19 protein-coding genes are annotated in these 18,355 nt (G+C 72.1%); 11 read left to right on the forward strand and 8 right to left on the reverse strand.

Annotated elements, in window-relative coordinates; all coding sequences use genetic code 11:
- The first annotated feature begins 145 nt into the window (after window positions 1-145).
- Complete coding sequence (locus AB0J88_RS00920) at window positions 146-2,668, forward strand: ATP-dependent Clp protease ATP-binding subunit (protein WP_364354384.1); 2,523 nt, start codon at window positions 146-148, stop codon at window positions 2,666-2,668.
- A 48-nt stretch (window positions 2,669-2,716) separates the two neighbouring features.
- On the opposite strand, the gene AB0J88_RS00925 is transcribed toward AB0J88_RS00920, so the two are convergent.
- Window positions 2,717-3,598: an A/G-specific adenine glycosylase gene (locus tag AB0J88_RS00925; RefSeq protein ID WP_364354387.1), complete on the reverse strand. Its 882-nt coding sequence runs from the start codon at window positions 3,596-3,598 to the stop codon at window positions 2,717-2,719.
- A gap of 67 nt (window positions 3,599-3,665) precedes the next feature.
- Between AB0J88_RS00925 and AB0J88_RS00930 the strand changes: the two genes are divergently transcribed.
- The 3 genes from AB0J88_RS00930 to AB0J88_RS00940 all read left to right on the forward strand — a co-directional run bounded on the left by AB0J88_RS00930 (window position 3,666) and on the right by AB0J88_RS00940 (window position 5,502).
- A complete protein-coding gene (locus AB0J88_RS00930) occupies window positions 3,666-4,178 on the forward strand; it encodes an ACT domain-containing protein (protein ID WP_364354390.1) in 513 nt (170 codons plus the stop codon).
- The gene (locus AB0J88_RS00935; protein WP_364354393.1) at window positions 4,168-4,728 is read left to right on the forward strand and encodes a peptide deformylase; all 561 of its coding nucleotides are present in this window, start codon (window positions 4,168-4,170) and stop codon (window positions 4,726-4,728) included. Before AB0J88_RS00930 ends, AB0J88_RS00935 begins: the two co-directional genes overlap by 11 nt.
- 78 nt (window positions 4,729-4,806) lie before the next feature.
- Window positions 4,807-5,502, forward strand: a complete 696-nt coding sequence (locus AB0J88_RS00940) for a hypothetical protein (protein ID WP_364354396.1) — start codon at window positions 4,807-4,809, stop codon at window positions 5,500-5,502.
- Window positions 5,503-5,516: 14 nt separating this feature from the next.
- Here the strand turns inward: AB0J88_RS00940 and disA are convergent, their stop codons facing one another.
- The 4 genes from disA to AB0J88_RS00960 form a co-directional block, all read right to left on the reverse strand.
- Window positions 5,517-6,710, reverse strand: a complete 1,194-nt coding sequence (disA, locus tag AB0J88_RS00945) for a DNA integrity scanning diadenylate cyclase DisA (protein WP_364354398.1) — start codon at window positions 6,708-6,710, stop codon at window positions 5,517-5,519.
- Between the two features lie 125 nt (window positions 6,711-6,835).
- Window positions 6,836-8,230: a DNA repair protein RadA gene (radA, locus tag AB0J88_RS00950; protein WP_364354401.1), complete on the reverse strand. Its 1,395-nt coding sequence runs from the start codon at window positions 8,228-8,230 to the stop codon at window positions 6,836-6,838.
- 29 nt (window positions 8,231-8,259) lie between these two features.
- Window positions 8,260-8,970, reverse strand: a complete 711-nt coding sequence (locus AB0J88_RS00955) for a hypothetical protein (protein WP_364354404.1) — start codon at window positions 8,968-8,970, stop codon at window positions 8,260-8,262.
- Window positions 8,971-9,095: 125 nt separating this feature from the next.
- Window positions 9,096-9,935 carry a UbiA family prenyltransferase gene (locus AB0J88_RS00960; protein WP_364354407.1) on the reverse strand — a complete coding sequence of 280 codons (840 nt, stop codon included), beginning with the start codon at window positions 9,933-9,935 and terminating at the stop codon, window positions 9,096-9,098.
- A 64-nt stretch (window positions 9,936-9,999) separates the two neighbouring features.
- Between AB0J88_RS00960 and AB0J88_RS00965 the strand changes: the two genes are divergently transcribed.
- The 3 genes from AB0J88_RS00965 to AB0J88_RS00975 are packed head-to-tail and all read left to right on the forward strand — an operon-like array spanning window position 10,000 to window position 12,946.
- On the forward strand, window positions 10,000-10,746 hold the full coding sequence (locus AB0J88_RS00965) for a methyltransferase domain-containing protein (RefSeq protein WP_364354410.1): 747 nt from the start codon (window positions 10,000-10,002) through the stop codon (window positions 10,744-10,746).
- Entirely contained in the window at window positions 10,740-11,906 is a 1,167-nt protein-coding gene (locus tag AB0J88_RS00970) for an acyl-CoA dehydrogenase family protein (RefSeq protein ID WP_364354413.1), read from the forward strand. Before AB0J88_RS00965 ends, AB0J88_RS00970 begins: the two co-directional genes overlap by 7 nt.
- Complete coding sequence (locus AB0J88_RS00975; protein WP_364354616.1) at window positions 11,888-12,946, forward strand: type III polyketide synthase; 1,059 nt, start codon at window positions 11,888-11,890, stop codon at window positions 12,944-12,946. Before AB0J88_RS00970 ends, AB0J88_RS00975 begins: the two co-directional genes overlap by 19 nt.
- Window positions 12,947-12,989: 43 nt before the next feature.
- Here AB0J88_RS00975 and AB0J88_RS00980 read toward each other — a convergent pair whose 3' ends face one another.
- Both AB0J88_RS00980 and AB0J88_RS00985 read right to left on the reverse strand, forming a co-directional pair.
- On the reverse strand, window positions 12,990-13,148 hold the full coding sequence (locus AB0J88_RS00980; protein WP_364354416.1) for a hypothetical protein: 159 nt from the start codon (window positions 13,146-13,148) through the stop codon (window positions 12,990-12,992).
- A 133-nt stretch (window positions 13,149-13,281) separates the two neighbouring features.
- Window positions 13,282-14,058 carry a hypothetical protein gene (locus AB0J88_RS00985; RefSeq protein ID WP_364354419.1) on the reverse strand — a complete coding sequence of 259 codons (777 nt, stop codon included), beginning with the start codon at window positions 14,056-14,058 and terminating at the stop codon, window positions 13,282-13,284.
- Window positions 14,059-14,441: 383 nt separating this feature from the next.
- Here AB0J88_RS00985 and AB0J88_RS00990 point away from each other — a divergent pair, with 383 nt between their 5' ends.
- Genes AB0J88_RS00990 through AB0J88_RS01005 form a run of 4 tightly spaced genes read left to right on the forward strand, consistent with a single transcriptional unit; the run spans window position 14,442 to window position 17,124 of the window.
- On the forward strand, window positions 14,442-14,927 hold the full coding sequence (locus tag AB0J88_RS00990; RefSeq protein ID WP_089253673.1) for a CarD family transcriptional regulator: 486 nt from the start codon (window positions 14,442-14,444) through the stop codon (window positions 14,925-14,927).
- Between the two features lie 41 nt (window positions 14,928-14,968).
- Window positions 14,969-15,661, forward strand: a complete 693-nt coding sequence (gene ispD, locus AB0J88_RS00995; protein WP_364354423.1) for a 2-C-methyl-D-erythritol 4-phosphate cytidylyltransferase — start codon at window positions 14,969-14,971, stop codon at window positions 15,659-15,661.
- Window positions 15,662-15,670: 9 nt separating this feature from the next.
- Complete coding sequence (gene ispF / locus AB0J88_RS01000; RefSeq protein WP_364354426.1) at window positions 15,671-16,147, forward strand: 2-C-methyl-D-erythritol 2,4-cyclodiphosphate synthase; 477 nt, start codon at window positions 15,671-15,673, stop codon at window positions 16,145-16,147.
- 32 nt (window positions 16,148-16,179) lie between these two features.
- Window positions 16,180-17,124, forward strand: a complete 945-nt coding sequence (locus AB0J88_RS01005; RefSeq protein WP_364354619.1) for a tetratricopeptide repeat protein — start codon at window positions 16,180-16,182, stop codon at window positions 17,122-17,124.
- On the opposite strand, the gene AB0J88_RS01010 is transcribed toward AB0J88_RS01005, so the two are convergent.
- Window positions 17,121-18,290 (reverse strand): homogentisate 1,2-dioxygenase domain-containing protein, encoded by a 1,170-nt coding sequence (locus AB0J88_RS01010; protein WP_364354429.1) that lies wholly within the window; start codon window positions 18,288-18,290, stop codon window positions 17,121-17,123. The two genes, AB0J88_RS01005 and AB0J88_RS01010, sit on opposite strands and share 4 nt — an antisense overlap.
- Window positions 18,291-18,355 lie beyond the last annotated feature (65 nt).

An 18,355-nucleotide genomic window follows, 5' to 3' on the forward strand; every position in this document is an offset into this window, starting at 1 on the left:
TCCGGCGCGCACGGCCGTGGCTGACCGCGCCCGCGGCGATAGAGTGAGGGTGCGCAGGCGTCTTCCCCGGGCGACTGTGCGTTGGTTCCGCCAAGTCGCTGGTCCGGCCAGACTCAGGCGCACGGCACGTGAGGAGCACGAGGGCATGTTCGAGCGGTTCACCGACCGAGCGCGACGGGTTGTCGTCCTGGCTCAAGAAGAAGCCCGGATGCTCAACCACAACTACATCGGCACTGAGCACATCCTGCTCGGCCTCATCCACGAGGGTGAGGGTGTCGCGGCGAAGGCGCTGGAGAGTCTCGGTATCTCCCTGGAAGGCGTCCGCCAGCAGGTCGAGGAGATCATCGGCCAGGGTCAGCAGGCGCCGAGCGGGCACATCCCGTTCACGCCGCGGGCCAAGAAGGTGCTCGAGCTATCGCTGCGCGAAGCGTTGCAGCTCGGTCACAACTACATCGGCACGGAGCACATCCTGCTCGGGCTGATCCGTGAGGGCGAGGGCGTCGCCGCCCAGGTGCTGGTCAAGCTCGGCGCCGACCTCAACCGGGTCCGCCAGCAGGTCATCCAGCTCCTCTCCGGCTACCAGGGCAAGGAGCCGGCGGCTGCCGGCGCCACCCCGGGCGAGGCCGCGCCGTCGACGAGCCTCGTGCTCGACCAGTTCGGCCGCAACCTCACCCAGGCCGCCCGTGAGGGCAAGCTCGACCCGGTCATCGGGCGCGAGAAGGAGATCGAGCGGGTGATGCAGGTGCTCTCCCGCCGCACCAAGAACAACCCGGTCCTGATCGGTGAGCCCGGCGTCGGCAAGACGGCGGTCGTCGAGGGCCTGTCCCAGCGGATCATCAAGGGCGAGGTGCCCGAGACGCTCAAGGACAAGCAGCTCTACACGCTCGACCTCGGTGCGCTGGTCGCCGGTTCCCGCTACCGCGGTGACTTCGAGGAGCGCCTCAAGAAGGTGCTCAAGGAGATCCGCACCCGCGGCGACATCATCCTGTTCATCGACGAGATCCACACCCTGGTGGGTGCGGGTGCCGCCGAGGGCGCGATCGACGCCGCCTCGATCCTGAAGCCGATGCTGGCCCGGGGCGAGCTGCAGACGATCGGTGCGACGACGCTCGACGAATACCGCAAGCACCTCGAGAAGGACGCGGCGCTCGAGCGCCGGTTCCAGCCGATCCAGGTGGGTGAGCCCTCGCTGGCGCACACCATCGAGATCCTCAAGGGCCTGCGCGACCGCTACGAGGCGCACCACCGCGTGTCGATCACCGACGCGGCGCTGGTCGCCGCGGCGACGCTCGCCGACCGCTACATCTCCGACCGCTTCCTGCCCGACAAGGCGATCGACCTGATCGACGAGGCGGGCGCCCGGATGCGCATCCGCCGGATGACCGCGCCGCCAGACCTGCGTGACTTCGACGAGCGGATCGCCCAGGTCCGTCGCGACAAGGAGTCCGCGATCGACGCGCAGGACTTCGAGCGGGCCGCGCAGCTGCGCGACAAGGAGAAGCAGCTCCTCGGGCAGAAGGCCCAGCGGGAGAAGGAGTGGAAGGCCGGCGACCTCGACGTCGTCAGCGAGGTCGACGACGAGCAGATCGCCGAGGTCCTGGCCAACTGGACCGGCATCCCGGTCTACAAGCTGACCGAGGAAGAGACCGCTCGACTGCTGCGCATGGAGGACGAGCTGCACAAGCGGGTCGTCGGCCAGGAAGACTCGGTCAAGGCCGTGTCCAAGGCCATCCGGCGCACCCGGGCCGGCCTCAAGGACCCGAAGCGCCCGTCCGGCTCGTTCATCTTCGCCGGCCCGTCCGGCGTCGGTAAGACCGAGCTGTCCAAGGCGCTCGCCGAGTTCCTCTTCGGCAGCGAGGACGCGCTGATCCAGCTCGACATGTCCGAGTTCCACGACCGCTACACGGTGTCGCGCCTCGTCGGTGCGCCTCCCGGCTACGTGGGCTACGACGAGGGTGGCCAGCTCACCGAGAAGGTGCGCCGCCGGCCGTTCTCGGTGGTCCTCTTCGACGAGATCGAGAAGGCCCACCCGGACGTCTTCAACACGCTGCTCCAGATCTTGGAAGACGGACGCCTGACCGACGGTCAGGGTCGCATCGTCGACTTCAAGAACACGGTGATCATCCTGACCACCAACCTGGGCACGCGTGACGTCGCCAAGGCGGTGTCGCTGGGCTTCCAGGCTTCTGAAGACTCCGACTCGAACTACGAGCGGATGAAGCAGAAGGTCAACGACGAGCTCAAGCAGCACTTCCGGCCCGAGTTCCTGAACCGGATCGACGACACGATCGTCTTCCACCAGCTGACCGAGCGCGAGATCCTGTCGATCGTCGACATCATGATCCAGCGCATCGAGGCTCAGCTGCGCAACAAGGACATGGGCCTGGAGCTGACCGACAACGCCAAGAAGTACCTGGCGAAGAAGGGCTTCGACCCGGTGCTGGGTGCCCGGCCGCTGCGCCGCACGATCCAGCGCGACATCGAGGACAACCTGTCCGAGCGGATCCTCTTCAACGAGCTGAAGCCCGGCCAGATCGTCGTCGTCGACTGCGAGGGTGACCCGGAGAACATCGACAAGTCGAAGCTGGTGTTCCGCGGCGCGGAGAAGCCGGTCGAGGTGCCCGACGCGGTGCCCGCCGACCTCGGTGCGGCGGAAGCCACCGACTGACCCTGCTAGACGAAAAAGGGCCCGGCGCGTATGCGCCGGGCCCTTTTGCTATCCGCCGGTCGGCAGGGTGAACAGGTCGCCGGGGAGCGGGTCGACCAGGCCGTCGTCGATCAACCCCCGCAGGGCGCGGTCGCGCTGGGTCGGATCCGGCCAGACGACGTCCAGGCGGACCCGTGGCACCGGCTCGACGGCCTCCCGGAGCACGGCCAGGAGTAGGCCACGGACCTGGCGGTCGGTGCCCGCGTAGGTCTGCGGCCGGCGGCTGGGGCCGTCCAGCGCCGGGCGACCGGCGGCCCGCCAGGCACAGCGGTCGACGAGCGGGCAGATCGTGCAGCGCGGCGAGCGGGCCACGCAGACCACGGCTCCCAGCTCCATGAACGCGGCGCTGGCCCGGGCCGCCACCGCCGGCTCGTCCGGCAGCAGGGCGGCGGTCTCGACCAGGTCGGCCGGCCGCGTCGTGTGCCCGCCGTCGGCCAGCCCGGTCACCGCCCGGGCGACGAACCTGCGAACGTTGGTGTCGACTACGGGCTGGCGCTGCCCGTACGCGAAGGCGGTCACCGCCCGTGCGGTGTAGGCACCGACGCCCGGCAGCGCGAGCAGCTGGTCGAGGTCGTCGGGAACCACGCCGTCGTGCCGCTGGGCGATCGCGGTGGCGCACTCGTGCAGCCGCAACGCGCGGCGCGGGTAGCCCAGGCGGCCCCACATCCGGATGGCCTCACCCGGCTCGTCGGCGGCCAGGGCGGCCGGGGTGGGCCAGCGGGCCAGCCACGCCTCGTAGGCCGGCAGCACCCGTACGACCGGCGTCTGCTGGAGCATGACCTCGCTGACCAGGATCGCCCAGGCGCCGGCGTCGGGATGGCGCCACGGCAGGTCGCGCGCGTTGGCGTCGAACCAGCGAATCGCGGCGAGAGCGACGCTTTCCTCGGGCATGACCACCGATCCTGCCACCCCGCGCGCCGACTCCTGCGCGGGGTGGGAATCGGGCAGACTCTCTCGGGTGGAGGAGCTAGCGATCACCGTCCTCGGCCGTGACCGGCCCGGCATCGTGGCCGACGTCGCCGGCGTGCTGGCCGACCTCGGCGCCAACCTCACCGACTCGACGATGACCCGGCTGCGTGGCCATTTCGCGATGACCCTGGTCTGCACCGGTCCCGACGCGGCGGACGTGGAAGCGGCCCTGAACCCGGTCGCGGTGCGCGGCCGGCTGCTGGCCACGGTGCGGGCGGTCGGGCCGGAGGAGAGCACGGAGCCGACCGGGGAGCCCTACGTGCTCAGCGTGCACGGCGCCGACCGGCTCGGCATCGTCGCCGAGGTGACGCGGGTGGTGGCCGACGCCGGCGGCAACATCACGGACCTGACGACCCGGCTGGCCGGCCCCCTCTACGTGCTGGTCGCCGAGGTGGAGCTGCCACCGGGCACGGCCGAGGCGACCGAGCGGCGCCTCACGGAGGTGGCGACCGGCCTCGGCGTCGACGTCGTGCTCCGCCGCGCCGAGTCCGATGTCCTGTGATGCCGGCGTGAGCCTCGCCGGCTGGCTCACGGAGCTGGCCCAGCCCGGCCAGGTGCGACCCGTGGTCAGCGCACCCGACCAGGTGCTCGCCCGCGACGGGGAGGTCGTCGACCCGACCGACCCGGCGGTGGTCCAGCTCGCCGCCGACCTGGTGGCCACGATGCGGGTCTCGCCGGGCTGCGTCGGTCTGGCGGCGCCGCAGGTGGGCGCGTCGGCGCGGGTGTTCGCGGTCGACGTGACCGGGCATCCCAAGGCGGTGACGGTGCACGGCACCTTCGTGCTGTGCAACGCGACCGTGGTGTCGGCGACCCGCTGGCGCCCGGGTCGCGAGGGTTGCATGTCGGTGCCCGACCTGACCGGCGACGTGAAGCGGGCCAGTCGGGTGGTGGTCGAGGGCCTGCTGCCGGGCACCGGCGAGCCGGTCCAACTGACCACCGACGGGTTCGAGGCCCGTGCGCTGCAGCACGAGATCGACCACTGTGCGGGGTTGCTGTTCCTGGATCGAGTGGCCGGCGCGCACGCCCTGTATCAGCGGAAGGTCTATCTGTAAACGACCCTCACGAGTCCCGAATGTCACGCGGCGCGTCGTCGCGGTTGGAACGGCACACACCGATACGGTGATCCCATCATGCGACTGACGGTTGGCCCCCTGCCTTCCGCCGTCTACTGGCGGCGTCGGGCAATCGTGCTCGGTGCGGCTGTCGTCGTCATATTCCTGATCGTCCAGTCATGCTCCGGTGGCGACGCCAGTTCCGTCGGCAACGGCAAGAACGGCCAGAGCAGCGCGCCAGCGGTCGACCCGAAGCCGACCGTGACGGTCCTCAAGCCGTACACCGACCCGCCGGAAGACGAGAGCTCGCCGGCTGTGGAAGAGCCGCCGCCGACCAACCCGGCACCGCGTACGGGAGAGGCAGCACCGCCGCCCGACGACGGCTCCTGCACCGACGCGGAAATGCTGATCACGCCGGTGCCCGAGGTGACGTCGGCCGCGCGTGGCTCGATGATCGCGATCCGGCTGCGGATCAAGAACACGGGCAAGCGCACCTGCAGCCGCGACGTCGGCGCTGACCAGCAGGAGCTTTACATCAAGAAGGGCGCCGCGAAGGTCTGGTCCTCGGACACCTGCGGCAACGTCAAGGGCAGCGACGTGCAGCCGTTCACCCCGAACTTCGAGCGGGAATACCGGGTCGACTGGAACGGCAAAGACGTCAGCAAGTGCGCCGACAACCTGGCCGACGGACCGGTCCCCGCGGCCGGCGAATACCAGGTGTTCGGGCGCCTGGCCACCAAGACCAGCAACCCGGTCAAGCTGACCCTCAGTTGAGGCCGGTCAGGGCCTCAGACGTAGCGCTCCAGGATGGACGCCTCGGCGAGCCGGGACAGACCCTCACGGACACCCCGGGCGCGGGCGTCGCCAACCCCGTCGACCGCCTGTAGGTCCTCCACAGTGGCGCCGAGCAGCCGCTGGAGGCTGCCGAAGTGGTCGACCAGGCGGTCGACCACTGTGCCGGGCAGGCGGGGGACCTTGGCCAGCAGGCGGAAGCCGCGCGGGCTGACCGCGGCGTCGAGCGCGTCGGAGGCGCCGGGATAGCCGATCGCCTTGGCCACGGCCACCAGGTCGATGAGCTCGGTCGAGGAGAGCAGGTCGAGCTCGACCAGCCCTTCGTCGAGGGTGCGGGCGCGACGGCCGGACGGCAGGTAGTCGCGGATGACCAGGGTGCGGTCGGCGTCGACGCCGGCCATCAGCTCGTCGAGCTGGAGGGCGAGCAGCCGGCCGTCGGTGCCGAGCTCGACCACGTAGCCGGAGATCTCGTCGGCGATCCGGCGGACCATCTCGAGCCGCTGCACGACCGCGACCGCGTCGCGGACCGTCACCAGATCTTCGATCTCCAGGGCGGACAGGGTGCCGGAGACCTCGTCGAGGCGCATCTTGTAGCGCTCGAGGGTGGCCAGCGCCTGGTTGGCTCGGGAGAGGATCGCGGCCGAGTCGTCCAGCACGTGCCGGTGGCCGCTCACGTAGAGGCCGATGATCCGCATCGACTGGCTGACCGAGATCACCGGGAAGCCGGTCTGCTTGGCCACCCGCTCGGCCGTGCGGTGGCGGGTGCCGGACTCTTCCGACGGGATCGACGGGTCGGGCATGAGGTGCACGGCGGCCCGCACGATGCGGGTGCCGTCGCTGGAGAGCACCACCGCGCCGTCCATCTTGCACAGCTCGCGCAGCCGGGTCGCGGAGAACTCGACGTCGAGGGGAAAGCCGCCGGTGCAGATCTCCTCGACCACGCTGTCGTAGCCGAGCACGATCAGCGCGCCGGTGCGGCCGCGCAGGATGCGCTCCAGGCCGTCGCGCAGGGCGGTGCCCGGCGCCATGAGGGCGAGGTTGGCGCGCAACGGGTCACCCGCCACGCCGCCGGCCGGCGCCGGACTCGTCGGTGCGGACCCGACGACCCGCTGCTGGGGTGCGCCGGCGACACCAGCGCGGCCCGGCAGGCTCGCACCAGCGGTCTTGTTGGAGTCGCGGTCGAACGGCACGGGCAACAGTCTACGGACCGTCATGAACTCGCTGCGGTCACGGTTGGGCGCCGGGGCACCCAAGTCGGCCTTCGTGGGCTAAACCCGGCCGCCATTTTGGTGATAATCGGGCGAATCGCCGCTGGTCATTCGGCGGAGAACCGGGCCGCCCACTGCAGCGCGGTGGCCAGGTCACCAACCTCTTCGACGCGCAGCCCGGGCGCGGCGACTCCCGTCTTGGCCGGACCGCAGTCGGGCGGCACTAGCGCGTAGCGGAACCCCAGCCGGGCCGCCTCGGCCAGCCGCCGGGGGACCGCACCGACCCGGCGCACCTCACCGGTCAGCCCGACCTCGCCGATCGCGGCCAGCCGGGGCGAGATGGCCAGGTTGAGGCCACCGGAGGCGACCGCCAGCGCCATCGCCAGGTCGGCCGCGGGCTCGGTGACCCGGATGCCGCCGACCGTGGCCGCGAACACCTCCCGGTCGTGCAGGGTGAGCTGCTTCGTGCGGGTCTGCAGGACCGCCAGCACCATGGCCAGCCGGGCGCTGTCGATGCCGGAGACGGTGCGCCGGGGCGAGCCGGGCACGGCCGCGCCGATCAGCGCCTGCACCTCGGTCACCAGCGCGCGCCGGCCCTCCATCGCCACGGTCACGCAGGTGCCCGGGACGGCCTCGGCATAGCGGGTGAGGAACATGCCGGACGGATCGGCCAGGCTGGCGATGCCCGACTCGTGCATCTCGAAGCAGCCCACCTCGTCGGCCGCGCCGAACCGGTTCTTCATGCCCCGCACGAGCCGTAGGGCGGAGTGCTTGTCGCCCTCGAAGTGCAGCACCACGTCGACCAGGTGCTCGAGCACCCGGGGACCGGCCACCTGGCCGTCCTTGGTCACGTGCCCGACCAGCACGGTGGCGATGCCGCGCTCCTTGGCCACCGCGACGAGGGCCGCCGTCACCGCGCGGACCTGGGTCACGCCGCCCGGGACGCCCTCACCGGCGATCGAGATGGTCTGCACCGAGTCGAGCACCAGCAGCCCGGGCTTGACCGCGTCCAGGTGGCCGAGCACGGCCGACAGGTCGCTCTCGGCCGCGAGGTAGAGGCGCTCGTCGAGGGCGCCGATGCGCTCGGCCCGTAGCCGGACCTGGCTCACCGACTCTTCGCCGCTGATCACCAGCGACGGCGTCTCGCCGGCCGCCGCCCAGCGCTGGGCCACGTCGAGCAGCAGGGTCGACTTGCCGACACCGGGCTCGCCGGCGAGCAGCACGACCGCGCCGGGCACGAAACCGCCGCCGAGCACCCGGTCGAGCTCAGAGACACCGCTGGGCCGCGCCTTGGCCGGCGCCGCACTGATCGTGGCGATCGGCCGCGCCGGCTCGGACGGCATGCGGGTGGCGACCACCTTGCCGGCCACGGCAGGCCCGGTGGTGGCCTCGACGACCGAGCCCCACTCACCGCACTCGGGGCAGCGCCCGAGCCACTTGGGCGGCTGGTGACCGCAGGCGTCGCAGACGTAGGCCGGCCGCGCGGCCGCTCGGGTACTCACCCGCGGAACTTATCGCGGCCGTACGACAGTCAGCCCACAGGCGCGACGTCGGCCTCGTGGCCCTCGTCGGGAACGACCCGCGGCCCGCGCGGCAGCGGCGACAGCGGCACCGCCAGCCCCGCGTCGGCGGTGAGCTGCTGGCCGTTGAAGTCGAACACCACCGGCACGGAGTTGCCGTCGTTGAGCTCGTCGGTCAGCCCGGTCAGCAGCAGGTAGCTGCCCTGCTGCTGGTTGAGCTGCACGAAGCCAGCCGGCGGGATGGTGATCTCGGCGGGGCCGCCGACCTGGGCCGGGGCCGGCGGCGCGGCCGGGGTGGTCGGCGTCGGCGTGCCGGTGGCACCGGCGTCGGGCGTCGCCGTGGCCGTCGCGGTCGGCTCGGCGGCCGTCGGGCTCGGCGTCGCGCTGGGGTTGACCAGCCGCACGGCCTCGGCGCCCGGGCTGCTCACCCGCACGGTCACCGGCGAGCCGGTGTTGTTGTAGAGCGCCAGCGCGAGCCGCGCGTCGGAACCGGCGGGGTAACCCTCGACCTTGAAGTCGACGGTCATGTTGCGCACGCTGTAGCTGCCGCCGTTGGGCGCGTTGAGGTCGGCGTCGATGCCGTCGATCGCCGGCACCGTGTCGGCCGTCGACGAGGTCTGGCCGGAGCCACAACCCGTCAGCAACAGGCTCGCGGATGCTGCCACGGCCAGGCCGGCGAGCAGCACCGCGCGACGGCGGGTCCCGAACTTCGAGCGCGTCACGTCGCTCCTCCTCGCAATGCGTCTGGTCGCGGCCGGGCCGCTCCGGCGGGCCGCGCTCCAGGGTAGTGGGACGTGATCCGCCGTGGACGATCGACCCGCACGCAGCGCGCGGTGCGCCCGCACGGTCACACCACGCGACCACTCGCCACGAGCAGGATGACGTCGATCACGGCCACCGCCATCACGGCCCGGAACATCGCGACCGGGCGGCCACCGCGGGCCGCGGCCGCGCGTCCGGCGTACCAGCCGAGGGGTAGGACCACCACGGCGACGAGGACGGCCGCGATGCCGGACCAGGACGGCGGACCGGCCGGCCCGGCGACCAGCGCGACGGTGGCGGCGAGCAGGAGCACGGCGGCCGCGAGCCGGGAGCCGGCCGGGCCGAGTCGTTGCGGCAGGCCGCGTACGCCGGTCCGGTCGTCGTCGTCGAGATCGGGCAGCGCGTTCGCGAAGTGCGCTCCCGCGCCCAGCAGCGCACCGGCCAGCACCAGCCAGACCGGCGGGGCCGGTGAGCCGGGCAGCGCCACCACCACGAAGGCCGGGAGCAGACCGAACGACACCGCGTACGGGAGCACAGAGAACGGCGTCAGCTTGAGCGGCCAGTCGTAGAGCAGCGCCGAGACCAGAGCCGCGATCATCAGCAGCGCTGCGGGAAAGCCGGTGGTCAGCGCGACCAGCACGCAGGCCACCGTGGCGACCAGCCCGCACCGGCCGACCAGCGTGCGGTCGACCGCGCCGGTGGCGACCGGCTTGTCGACGCGCCCGACCGCCCGGTCCCGGCTCGCGTCGAGCCAGTCGTTCACCCAGCCGATCGCGAGCTGGCTGGCGAAGATTGCCCCGGCCGTCCTGGCGATCCCGGCGGCGTCGTGGCCCACCCCCCAGGCGAGCAGCGCGGTGACGGTGGTGACCGCGACCGCGGGCTCCGGATGCGAGGCGCGCACCAGCGCCCGAAGGGACCAAGGCATGACCCGAAGTCTGCCGGTTCGTCATTGGTCGTGCCAGGCATGACGTGCCTGTACCGTTTGGGAAATGCGGCTACCGCGGCCCCGCAACGACCCACGCCAGTACCACGACCTGGCGGGCGAATGGTGGCGGCCGGACGGCCCCTTCGCGATGTTGCACTGGCTCGCCGAGGCCCGGGCCCGGCTCGTGCCGCCGGCTGCCGAGCCCGGCGCCGTGCTCGTCGACGTCGGCTGCGGTGCCGGGCTGCTCGCACCGCATCTGAGCGACCGCGGCTACCGCCACGTCGGCATCGACCTGGTGACGTCGGCGCTGGAGCAGGCGGCCGCCCACGGCGTCACGCCGTTGGCGGGCGACGCGGCGGCCATCCCGCTCGCGACCGGCAGCGCGCACGTCGTGGTCGCCGGTGAGCTGCTCGAACACGTCCCGGACCTGCCCGGCACCGTCGCGGAGCTCTGTCGCGTGCTGCGCCCCGGTGGTCTGTTGGTGCTCGACACGCTCAACGACAACGCGGTCAGCCGGGTCCTCGCCGTGCACATCGCCGAGCGCATGCCGCGCGCGCCACGGGGTATCCACGATCCTGGTCTGTTCGTGGACCCGGCCCGGCTCACCGGGCTGTGTGCGGCGCACGGCGTCCGCCTGGAGGTGCGCGGCATCCGGCCGACGCTGAGGGCGGTCGCCGGTTGGCTGGCCGGTCGTTCCCCACGCCCCGGCCGGCGGCGGATCGTTCCCGTCGCCAGCACCGCCGTGCTCTACCAGGGGCGCGGCGTGAAGGACCCAATCGCAATGCCGGTAGCCGGAGGTGGCAAGTGGTGAACGCGCTGGAATCGGCGCGGCGGGTCGCACCGCGGATGGCGGCCCGCGCGGGTGACTACGACGCAGCGGGCGACTTTCCCGTCGACGACTTCGCCGATCTGCGGTCGGCCGGCCTGTTCGGGCTGATGGTGCCCACAGCGCTGGGCGGCGCGGGTGCGAGCTTCGCCGAGTACACGGCGGTGGCGTACGAGCTGGCCCGCGGCAACGGCGCCTCGGCGCTGGTGTTCAACATGCACGCGTCGGTGACGGGGGCGCTCGGCGCGGTCACTGCGGAGCTGGCCGACTCGCTGGGCCTGCCGGACAGCGCGCTCGCCGCCCGCGACCGGCTGCTCGCCGACGCCGCGGGCGGTGCCTGGTACGGCGTCGCGATGAGCGAGCGCGGTGCCGGCTCCCGGCTGTCCCAGCTGGCCACGACGTACGAGCCGGTCGAGGGTGGCTACCACCTCAAGGGCTCGAAGACGTTCTGCTCGGGTGCCGGCCACGCCGACGCGTACCTCGTCGCCGCCCGCAGTATCGGCGACCAGTCCGTGGTCTCGCAGTTCCTGGTGCCGGCCGACAGCCCGGGCCTCGCGGTGGAGCGCACCTGGGACTCGTTGGGCATGCGTGCGACCTCCTCGCACGACCTGCACCTCGACGTGACCGTGCCGGCCGACCGGCTGCTGGGCGGCATGGAAGGGCTGGCGCTGGTGGTCGCCCAGCTCATGCCGCACTGGCTGATCGCGAGCTACGCGGCCGTCTACGTCGGTGTCGCGCAGGCCGCGATCGACGCCGCCGTCGAGCACCTGAACGCCCGCAAGCTGACCCACCTGCCGGCGGTGCGCGCCCGGGTCGGTCGCGCCGACGCCGCCGTGGCCGCCGCCCGGCTGGTGGTCGCCGAGGCGGGCCGCCGGGTCGACGAGGAGCCGGGCGAACCGGAGACCAACCGTTGGGTGTGGCGCGCGAAGCTGCTCGCCGGCACGACCGCGGCCGAGGTCGCCGCGTCGATGCTGGAGGCGGCCGGCACGTCGGCGACCCGGCGTGGCCATCCACTCGAGCGGCTCTATCGCGACGCCCGGTGCGGCTCCCTGCATCCGGCAACCTCTGACGTCTGCGCCGACTGGCTCGGCATCGCGGCGCTCGGCGGCGACCCCGACCACGACGGATCGGCTCCTCGGTGGTGACCATCGCGGGCATCGGGCTGGCGTTGCCGCCGGGTGCCAAGCAGACCGAGCTGTGGGACGGCTTCTTCCGGCAGCACTTTCCGGCCTCGGCCCGGCCGCTGGCCGAACGGATCTTCGCTAACGCGGGTGTCGTCACCCGACAGGCGTGCGTCAACCCGCTGATCGAAGACGTCTCCGACTGGCCGACCGAGAAGCGCATGCGGCGGTACCTGGTCGAAGCGCTGCCACTGGGCAAGGAGGCGGTGAGCCGGGCGCTGACCGACGCCGACCTGTCGATCGACGACATCGGCCTGTTCGCGGTGTGCTCGTGCACCGGCTACGTCACGCCCGGCCTCGACATCCTGCTCAGCCGGGATCTCGACATGGCACCGGACACGCAGCGGCTGTTCATCGGGCACATGGGCTGTTACGCGGCGCTGCCCGGGCTCGGCGCGGTCAGCGACTACGTGACCGCGCGCGGTCGTCCGGCGCTGCTGCTCTGCGCCGAGCTGACCGGCCTGCACATCCAACCGTCGGCGACCAGGTTCGACACCCAGCAGATCGTGGCGCACGCGCTGTTCTCGGACGCGGCAGCCGCCGTGGTGGTGCGGCCGGGCGGCTCTGGCTACAGGCTGGCCGAGGTCGCCTCGGTCACCGACACCGCCACCGCCGACCACATGACCTGGGACGTCACAGACCTTGGCTTCCGGATGGGGCTGTCGCCGAAGGTGCCGCAGGTGCTCGCGCTGCACGTGCGGACCCTGGTCGACGACCTGCTGGCCAGGCACGGTCTGAGCCGCGGCGACGTGGACGGCTGGGCCGTGCATCCGGGCGGGCCACGCATCCTCAACGTGGTCGAGCGGGAGCTCGAGCTCACGGTCGAACAGATGGCCGCGTCACGGGAGACGCTGGCCGAGAACGGCAACTGCTCCTCGCCGACCGTGCTGCTGATCCTGGAACGGCTGCGCCGGCGGGCCGTCCCGCCCGAGCGGATCGTCACGCTCGCGTTCGGACCCGGGCTGACGCTCTACGCGTCGCTGCTGCTGCGCGACGCCGGCTGAGACGGTGACACCGGCCGGCGCGAGGTCGCGCCGGCCGGTGCCGTCAGTGGGAAGGCCCACGGGTGGAGCGCGCGTGGGACGTGCGCTCGGCCCGGCGCGAGCGGTTGATCCGGGCGAAGAGCCGCTTGCGGTCGGCCTCCGCGATCAGCTCGCGCTGGTGGTCGTGGGCGAGGGTGAGCAGGAACTCCGGGTTCTGATACATCGTGCGTCTCCTTGAACGGTCTGCGTTGATGTATCAATCTTCGGGCGCGGCGGACCCATAGACATCGGGAGCTGTTCCCTAACTTGCGAGCCCAGGGGTACCTACCCGGCTCCTTACCCGCGCCTAGGCATACCTAGCGAGCGGGCAGCAGGGCCAGATCCGCGGCGTACGCGCTGCTGGGTGTGGCGCCGTCGACGATCGTGGTGATCTCGCCGGAGCGCGCCACGAGCGCGACCGGGATGTTCGAGCCATCCAGCAGCGGGGCCAGCCCGCCGGCCGGATCGCGCAGCCGTCGGACGGTGGCGGTCACCGGCCCGGGCAGGGTGGCGGTCGAAGGCGGTGGCTTGGAGGCGGTCGGAGGCGGCGCGGTGCCCTTGGCGACGGTCACGGCGACGACCGTCACGCCGGCCGGTGCCGTGGCGGCGATCTCGCCGGCGCAGGGGCAGTCGTCGGCGAGGATCAGCACGGCCGGCAGCAGTGAGACGAGCGGCACGGTGTCGCCGTCTTCGTCGAGCAGGTCGACCGCCGGCACGGTGCGGGTCAGGCTGGTCGGCGCCGGCCGACCGGAGGCGCTCGCGGACGCCGGGGTCGGCAGGCCGCGCCGCTCGTTGGGCCAGGCCGCCGCGAACAGGCTGATCACGGCGGCCAGCAGCGCGGCCGTCATGATCAGCAAGGGGATCCGGAGGGAGGCCGGCTCGGTGGCCGCGTGCTCCCCGTCCGGCGGGACGCTGCCGCGGAACCCGCCGCCCGCGAAGATCCGGGAACCCGAGCGGGACCCGCCCACCCGCTCCTCGCGCAGCTCCCGGCGGACCTGTGCCGCTTCCTCGGCGAGCTCGGCCGCGTCGTCGGGAATCCGTACGTCAGGAGGCAGTTCTGGAAGCTCGTCGAAAGGCCCGCCGTCACCGCCCATGCCGCCCCCTGAGCCTTTGATCGCGTCCGAAGTCGCGTCTATCTCCAGAGTGGCGTACGAGCCGAACGAACGCCACCGTTCAACGTGAGATGCGCGGGGTTGGATCTCGATCTGCGGGCCTGTGTCCGTCCGCACGCGGGCGCTCGACGACCCTTGCGGGTTACCCTTAGAGGTGGGAAGCATTCACGTCCGATATCGACGAGGCCCCTGCGGATTGGTAACCCGAAGGTTACTCAGCGTGTTGGAATCGGCCGGCGCGGAGCGTGTCAAGCCTGAGAAAGACCTGTCACAAGCCCTCTGAGCTGCACTAACGGTCAGGACCGGGATGGGACATCGGTGCTCCCGCGTGTTACCCTAGACACAGCGAAAGGGGTTTCGAACCTATGGTTTTCAGTGTCGGCGAGACCGTTGTTTACCCCCACCACGGGGCCGCACTCATCGAGGCAATCGAGACTCGGGTCGTCAAGGGCGAGGAAAAGCTTTACCTCGTTCTCAGGGTCGCTCAGGGTGACTTGACGGTGCGGGTGCCCGCCGAAAACGCCGAGATCGTTGGCGTGCGCGAGGTGGTCGGGGAAGAGGGCCTGGGCAAGGTCTTCGATGTGCTCCGTGCTCCGCACACCGAAGAGCCGACCAACTGGTCACGGCGTTACAAGGCAAACCTGGAAAAGCTGGCTTCGGGCAACCCGCTGAAGGTTGCTGAGGTCGTGCGTGACCTTTGGCGCCGCGAGCGGGAGCGGGGCCTGTCGGCGGGCGAGAAGCGCATGCTCGCCAAGGCGCGCGACATCCTGGTCGGCGAGGTCGCCCTTGCCGAGAAGAGCACCAAGGACGAGGCGGAGATGCTCCTCGACAAGGTGCTGACCGAAGCCTGACGTCCGCGACGCACAACAGATCAACTCGCGAGGACCGCGACGTGACCGCGCAGCTCAACCCGCGCGGTGACGTCGCGGTCCTCGTTCCAGCCGCGGGCAGTGGCACCCGGTTGGGTCCCGGCGCACCCAAGGCGCTCCGCCTGCTCGGCGGCGAGCCGCTGCTGGTGCACGCGCTGCGCAGGATCTGCCAGGCGCCCTCGGTCGCCGTGGTCGTCGTCGCCGCGCCGCCCGACGAGGTGGCCGCCGTGCGGGCCATGCTCGCCCCCGTCGCGCCGGTCACGGTGGTCGCGGGTGGCGCTCACCGCCAGGCGTCCGTAGCGGCCGCCTTGGCCGCCGTGCCCCCGGACGTCCCGATCGTGCTCGTTCATGACGCCGCGCGTGCGCTCGTCCCGCCTGACCTGGTCGAGTCCGTCGCCGGTGCGGTCCGGGACGGTGCCGAGGCGGTGATCCCGGTGCTGCCGGTGGTCGACACGATCAAAGAGGTCGGCCCCGACGACGCCGTGCGCGGCACCGTCGACCGGGCGCCGCTGCGCGCCGTCCAGACGCCCCAGGGCTTCCGCCGGCAGGTCCTCGCCGCCGCGCACGCCGCCGCCGTCGACCCGCTGACCGACGACGCGGGCCTGGTCGAGAAGCAGGGCGTACGCGTCACCTGCGTGCCCGGCTCCGACCACGCCCTGAAGATCACTCGCCCGTTCGACCTCCTGTTGGCGGAGCACCTGCTGGCCACCGAATAGGCTGCCCGCGTGGAGCTTCCTCGGGTGGGCATCGGCACCGACGTGCACGCCTTCGGCGCGGGCCGCGAGTGCTGGGTGGCGGGCCTGTTCTGGCCGGGAGTCGACGGCCTGGCCGGCCACTCCGACGGCGATGTCGCCGCCCACGCGGCCTGCGACGCCCTGTTCTCCGCGGCGGGCCTCGGCGACCTGGGCAGCAACTTCGGCGTCGACCGACCGGAATGGGCCGGCGCCTCCGGCGTGGCCCTGCTGGGCGAGGCGGCCCGGCTCGTGCGAGCGGCGGGCTTCGAGATCGGCAACATCTCGATCCAGGTGGTCGGCGTCCGCCCCAAGATCGGCCCGCGCCGCGCGGAGGCCCAGCAGGCACTCGGCGCCGCGGTCAACGCCCCGGTCACGATATCCGGCACGACAACCGACGGCCTGGGCCTGACCGGCCGCGGCGAAGGCCTGGCCGGCATCGCCGTGGCCCTGCTCCACAGCCGTTCCTGATCGTCGCAAGCTACGCTCGGGCCGTGTCGAGCATGGATGCCGATCCCACCGAAGGCCATCTGCGCCGGGCCGAGCTGCTCGCCGACCTGGGGCACTTCGACGAGGCTGTGGCCGAGCTCGACCCGCGACTCGCCGCCGACCCGGAAGACGGCGTGGCGCTGGCCCTGCTCGCCGCCATCCAGCTCGCCGCCGGCCGGCCCGCGCTCGCCCTCGCCGCTGCGGAGCGCGCCGTCGCCGCGCGTCCGGGTGAGGTTTCACCGCAGGTCACCCAGGGCGAGGCGCTGATACAGCTGCGCCGCTTCAAAGAGGCCGCGGCGGTGGCCGACCGCATCCTCGACGCCGGGCCGGACGACCCCGCGGCCCAGCTGCACGGCGCCGCGATCCTCGGTGAGGCGCGCAACGGCCAGCGGGCGCTCGACGCCGCCTGGCAGGCGGTCGCGTTGGCGCCGCAGGACGCCAAGGCCCACCTGGTGCTGTCCGGCATCGCCGGCCGGCTCGAGCTCAAGGAGATCGCCGAGCGGGCGCGTGACGAGGCGCTGCGGCTGGATCCCGGCCTCGCGTCGGCCGGGGGCGAGCTGGGTCGCTACGCCGTGCCGCCGCCGCAGGTGCGCGACCTGCGACCCACTCCGGCGACCGCGATCGGCTGGCTGGCGCTCTACGTCGGCGCCTTCACCGTGCCGGTGGCGATGCTGGCGGCCGTGCTGCACCAGGTGCACCCCGGCACGTCCCGGGTGGTCGCCGTGCTGCTCGGCCTGGCGGGGCTCGGACTGGTGGCGCTGTTCGCCACCCGCCTGCCGGGGTCGCCGCGCGAGATGCTGCGCGGCGACCGGGCCTCGACCGTCGCCGGCGGCGCGACGATCGCCGGCCCGTTGAGCGTCATCGTGTACGGCGCCGTCGGCTCACCGTGGGCCGTCGCCGCCGCGCTGGCCACGACCGCCGTGGCGGCGATCGCGGTCGTCTCCCGGATGCGCTTCTAGGCCTGCCGCCCCGACCAGGTCCACGCGTAGCCCGTGTCCTCGCAGGCCAGGGCCGCGTCGCAGAGGTCGAGCGGCCGGAAGGTGTCGACCATGACGGCCAGCTCGTCGAAGTAGTCGACGCCGATCGACCGCTCGGCGGCGCCGGGCTGCGGGCCGTGCGTGAAGCCCGACGGGTGCAGCGACATGGAGCCCTGCTCGATCCCCGAGCCGCGGCGGGCCTCGTAGTTGCCGCCCGTGTAGAACAGCAGCTCGTCCGAGTCGACGTTGTGGTGGTTGTAGGGCACCGGGATCGACAGCGGGTGGTAGTCGACCTTGCGCGGCACGAACGAGCAGATCACGAAGTTCGGCCCCTGGAAGGTCTGGTGCACCGGCGGCGGCTGGTGCACCCGGCCCGTGATCGGCTCGAAGTCGTGGATCGAGAACGCCCACGGGTAGAGGTGCCCGTCCCAGCCGACCACGTCGAACGGGTGGTTGGCATAGACGTGTTTGGTCCACCCCCGCCGGTGCTGGACCAACACCTCGACGTCGGTGCCGTCCTCCAGAAGAGGAGAACCGGGGCCGCGGAGGTCGCGCTCGCAGTAGGGCGCGTGCTCCAGGAACTGCCCACGCACCGAGAGGTAACGCTTCGGCGGCCCGATGTGCCCGGTCGCCTCGATCGCCAGCAGCCGCACCGGCGAGTCGCCCACCGGTACCAGGCGGTGGATCACCGAGGTCGGGATGATCACGTAGTCGCCGGCGACCGCGTCGAGGACCCCGAACGTCGACTCGACCCGCAGCGCTCCGGCCTCGACGTAGAGGCACTCGTCGCCGACCGCGTTGCGGTAGAGCGGGGAGGGGCGCTCGGCGGTCACGTACGAGATCCGCACGTCGTCGTTGGCCAGCAGGTGCGCCCGGCCCAGCACCGGGTCGGCGCCGGCCGTGTCGAGCTTGTGGGTGCGCAGGTGCCGGGGCTTGAGCGGACGGTTCGGCGTGCGGCTCCAGGACGGCGGGTCGAACGCCTCGGCGGCCACGATCGCGGTCGGCATCGCACGGTGGTAGAGAAGCGACGAATCAGACGAGAAGCCCTCCTGACCCATCAGCTCCTCGGCGTACAGGCCGCCGTCAGGCTGCCGGAACTGGGTGTGCCGCTTGCGGGGCACCTCGCCGACGCTGCGGTAGTAGGGCATGTCGACCTCCCGTCGGCGTCCGATAATCGGACGTCATTGTCCGTTTCTTGTAGCGTCCACTAAGT

Source organism: Asanoa sp. NPDC049475 (genome assembly GCF_040676915.1).
In the GTDB taxonomy this organism is placed as follows: domain Bacteria; phylum Actinomycetota; class Actinomycetes; order Mycobacteriales; family Micromonosporaceae; genus Asanoa.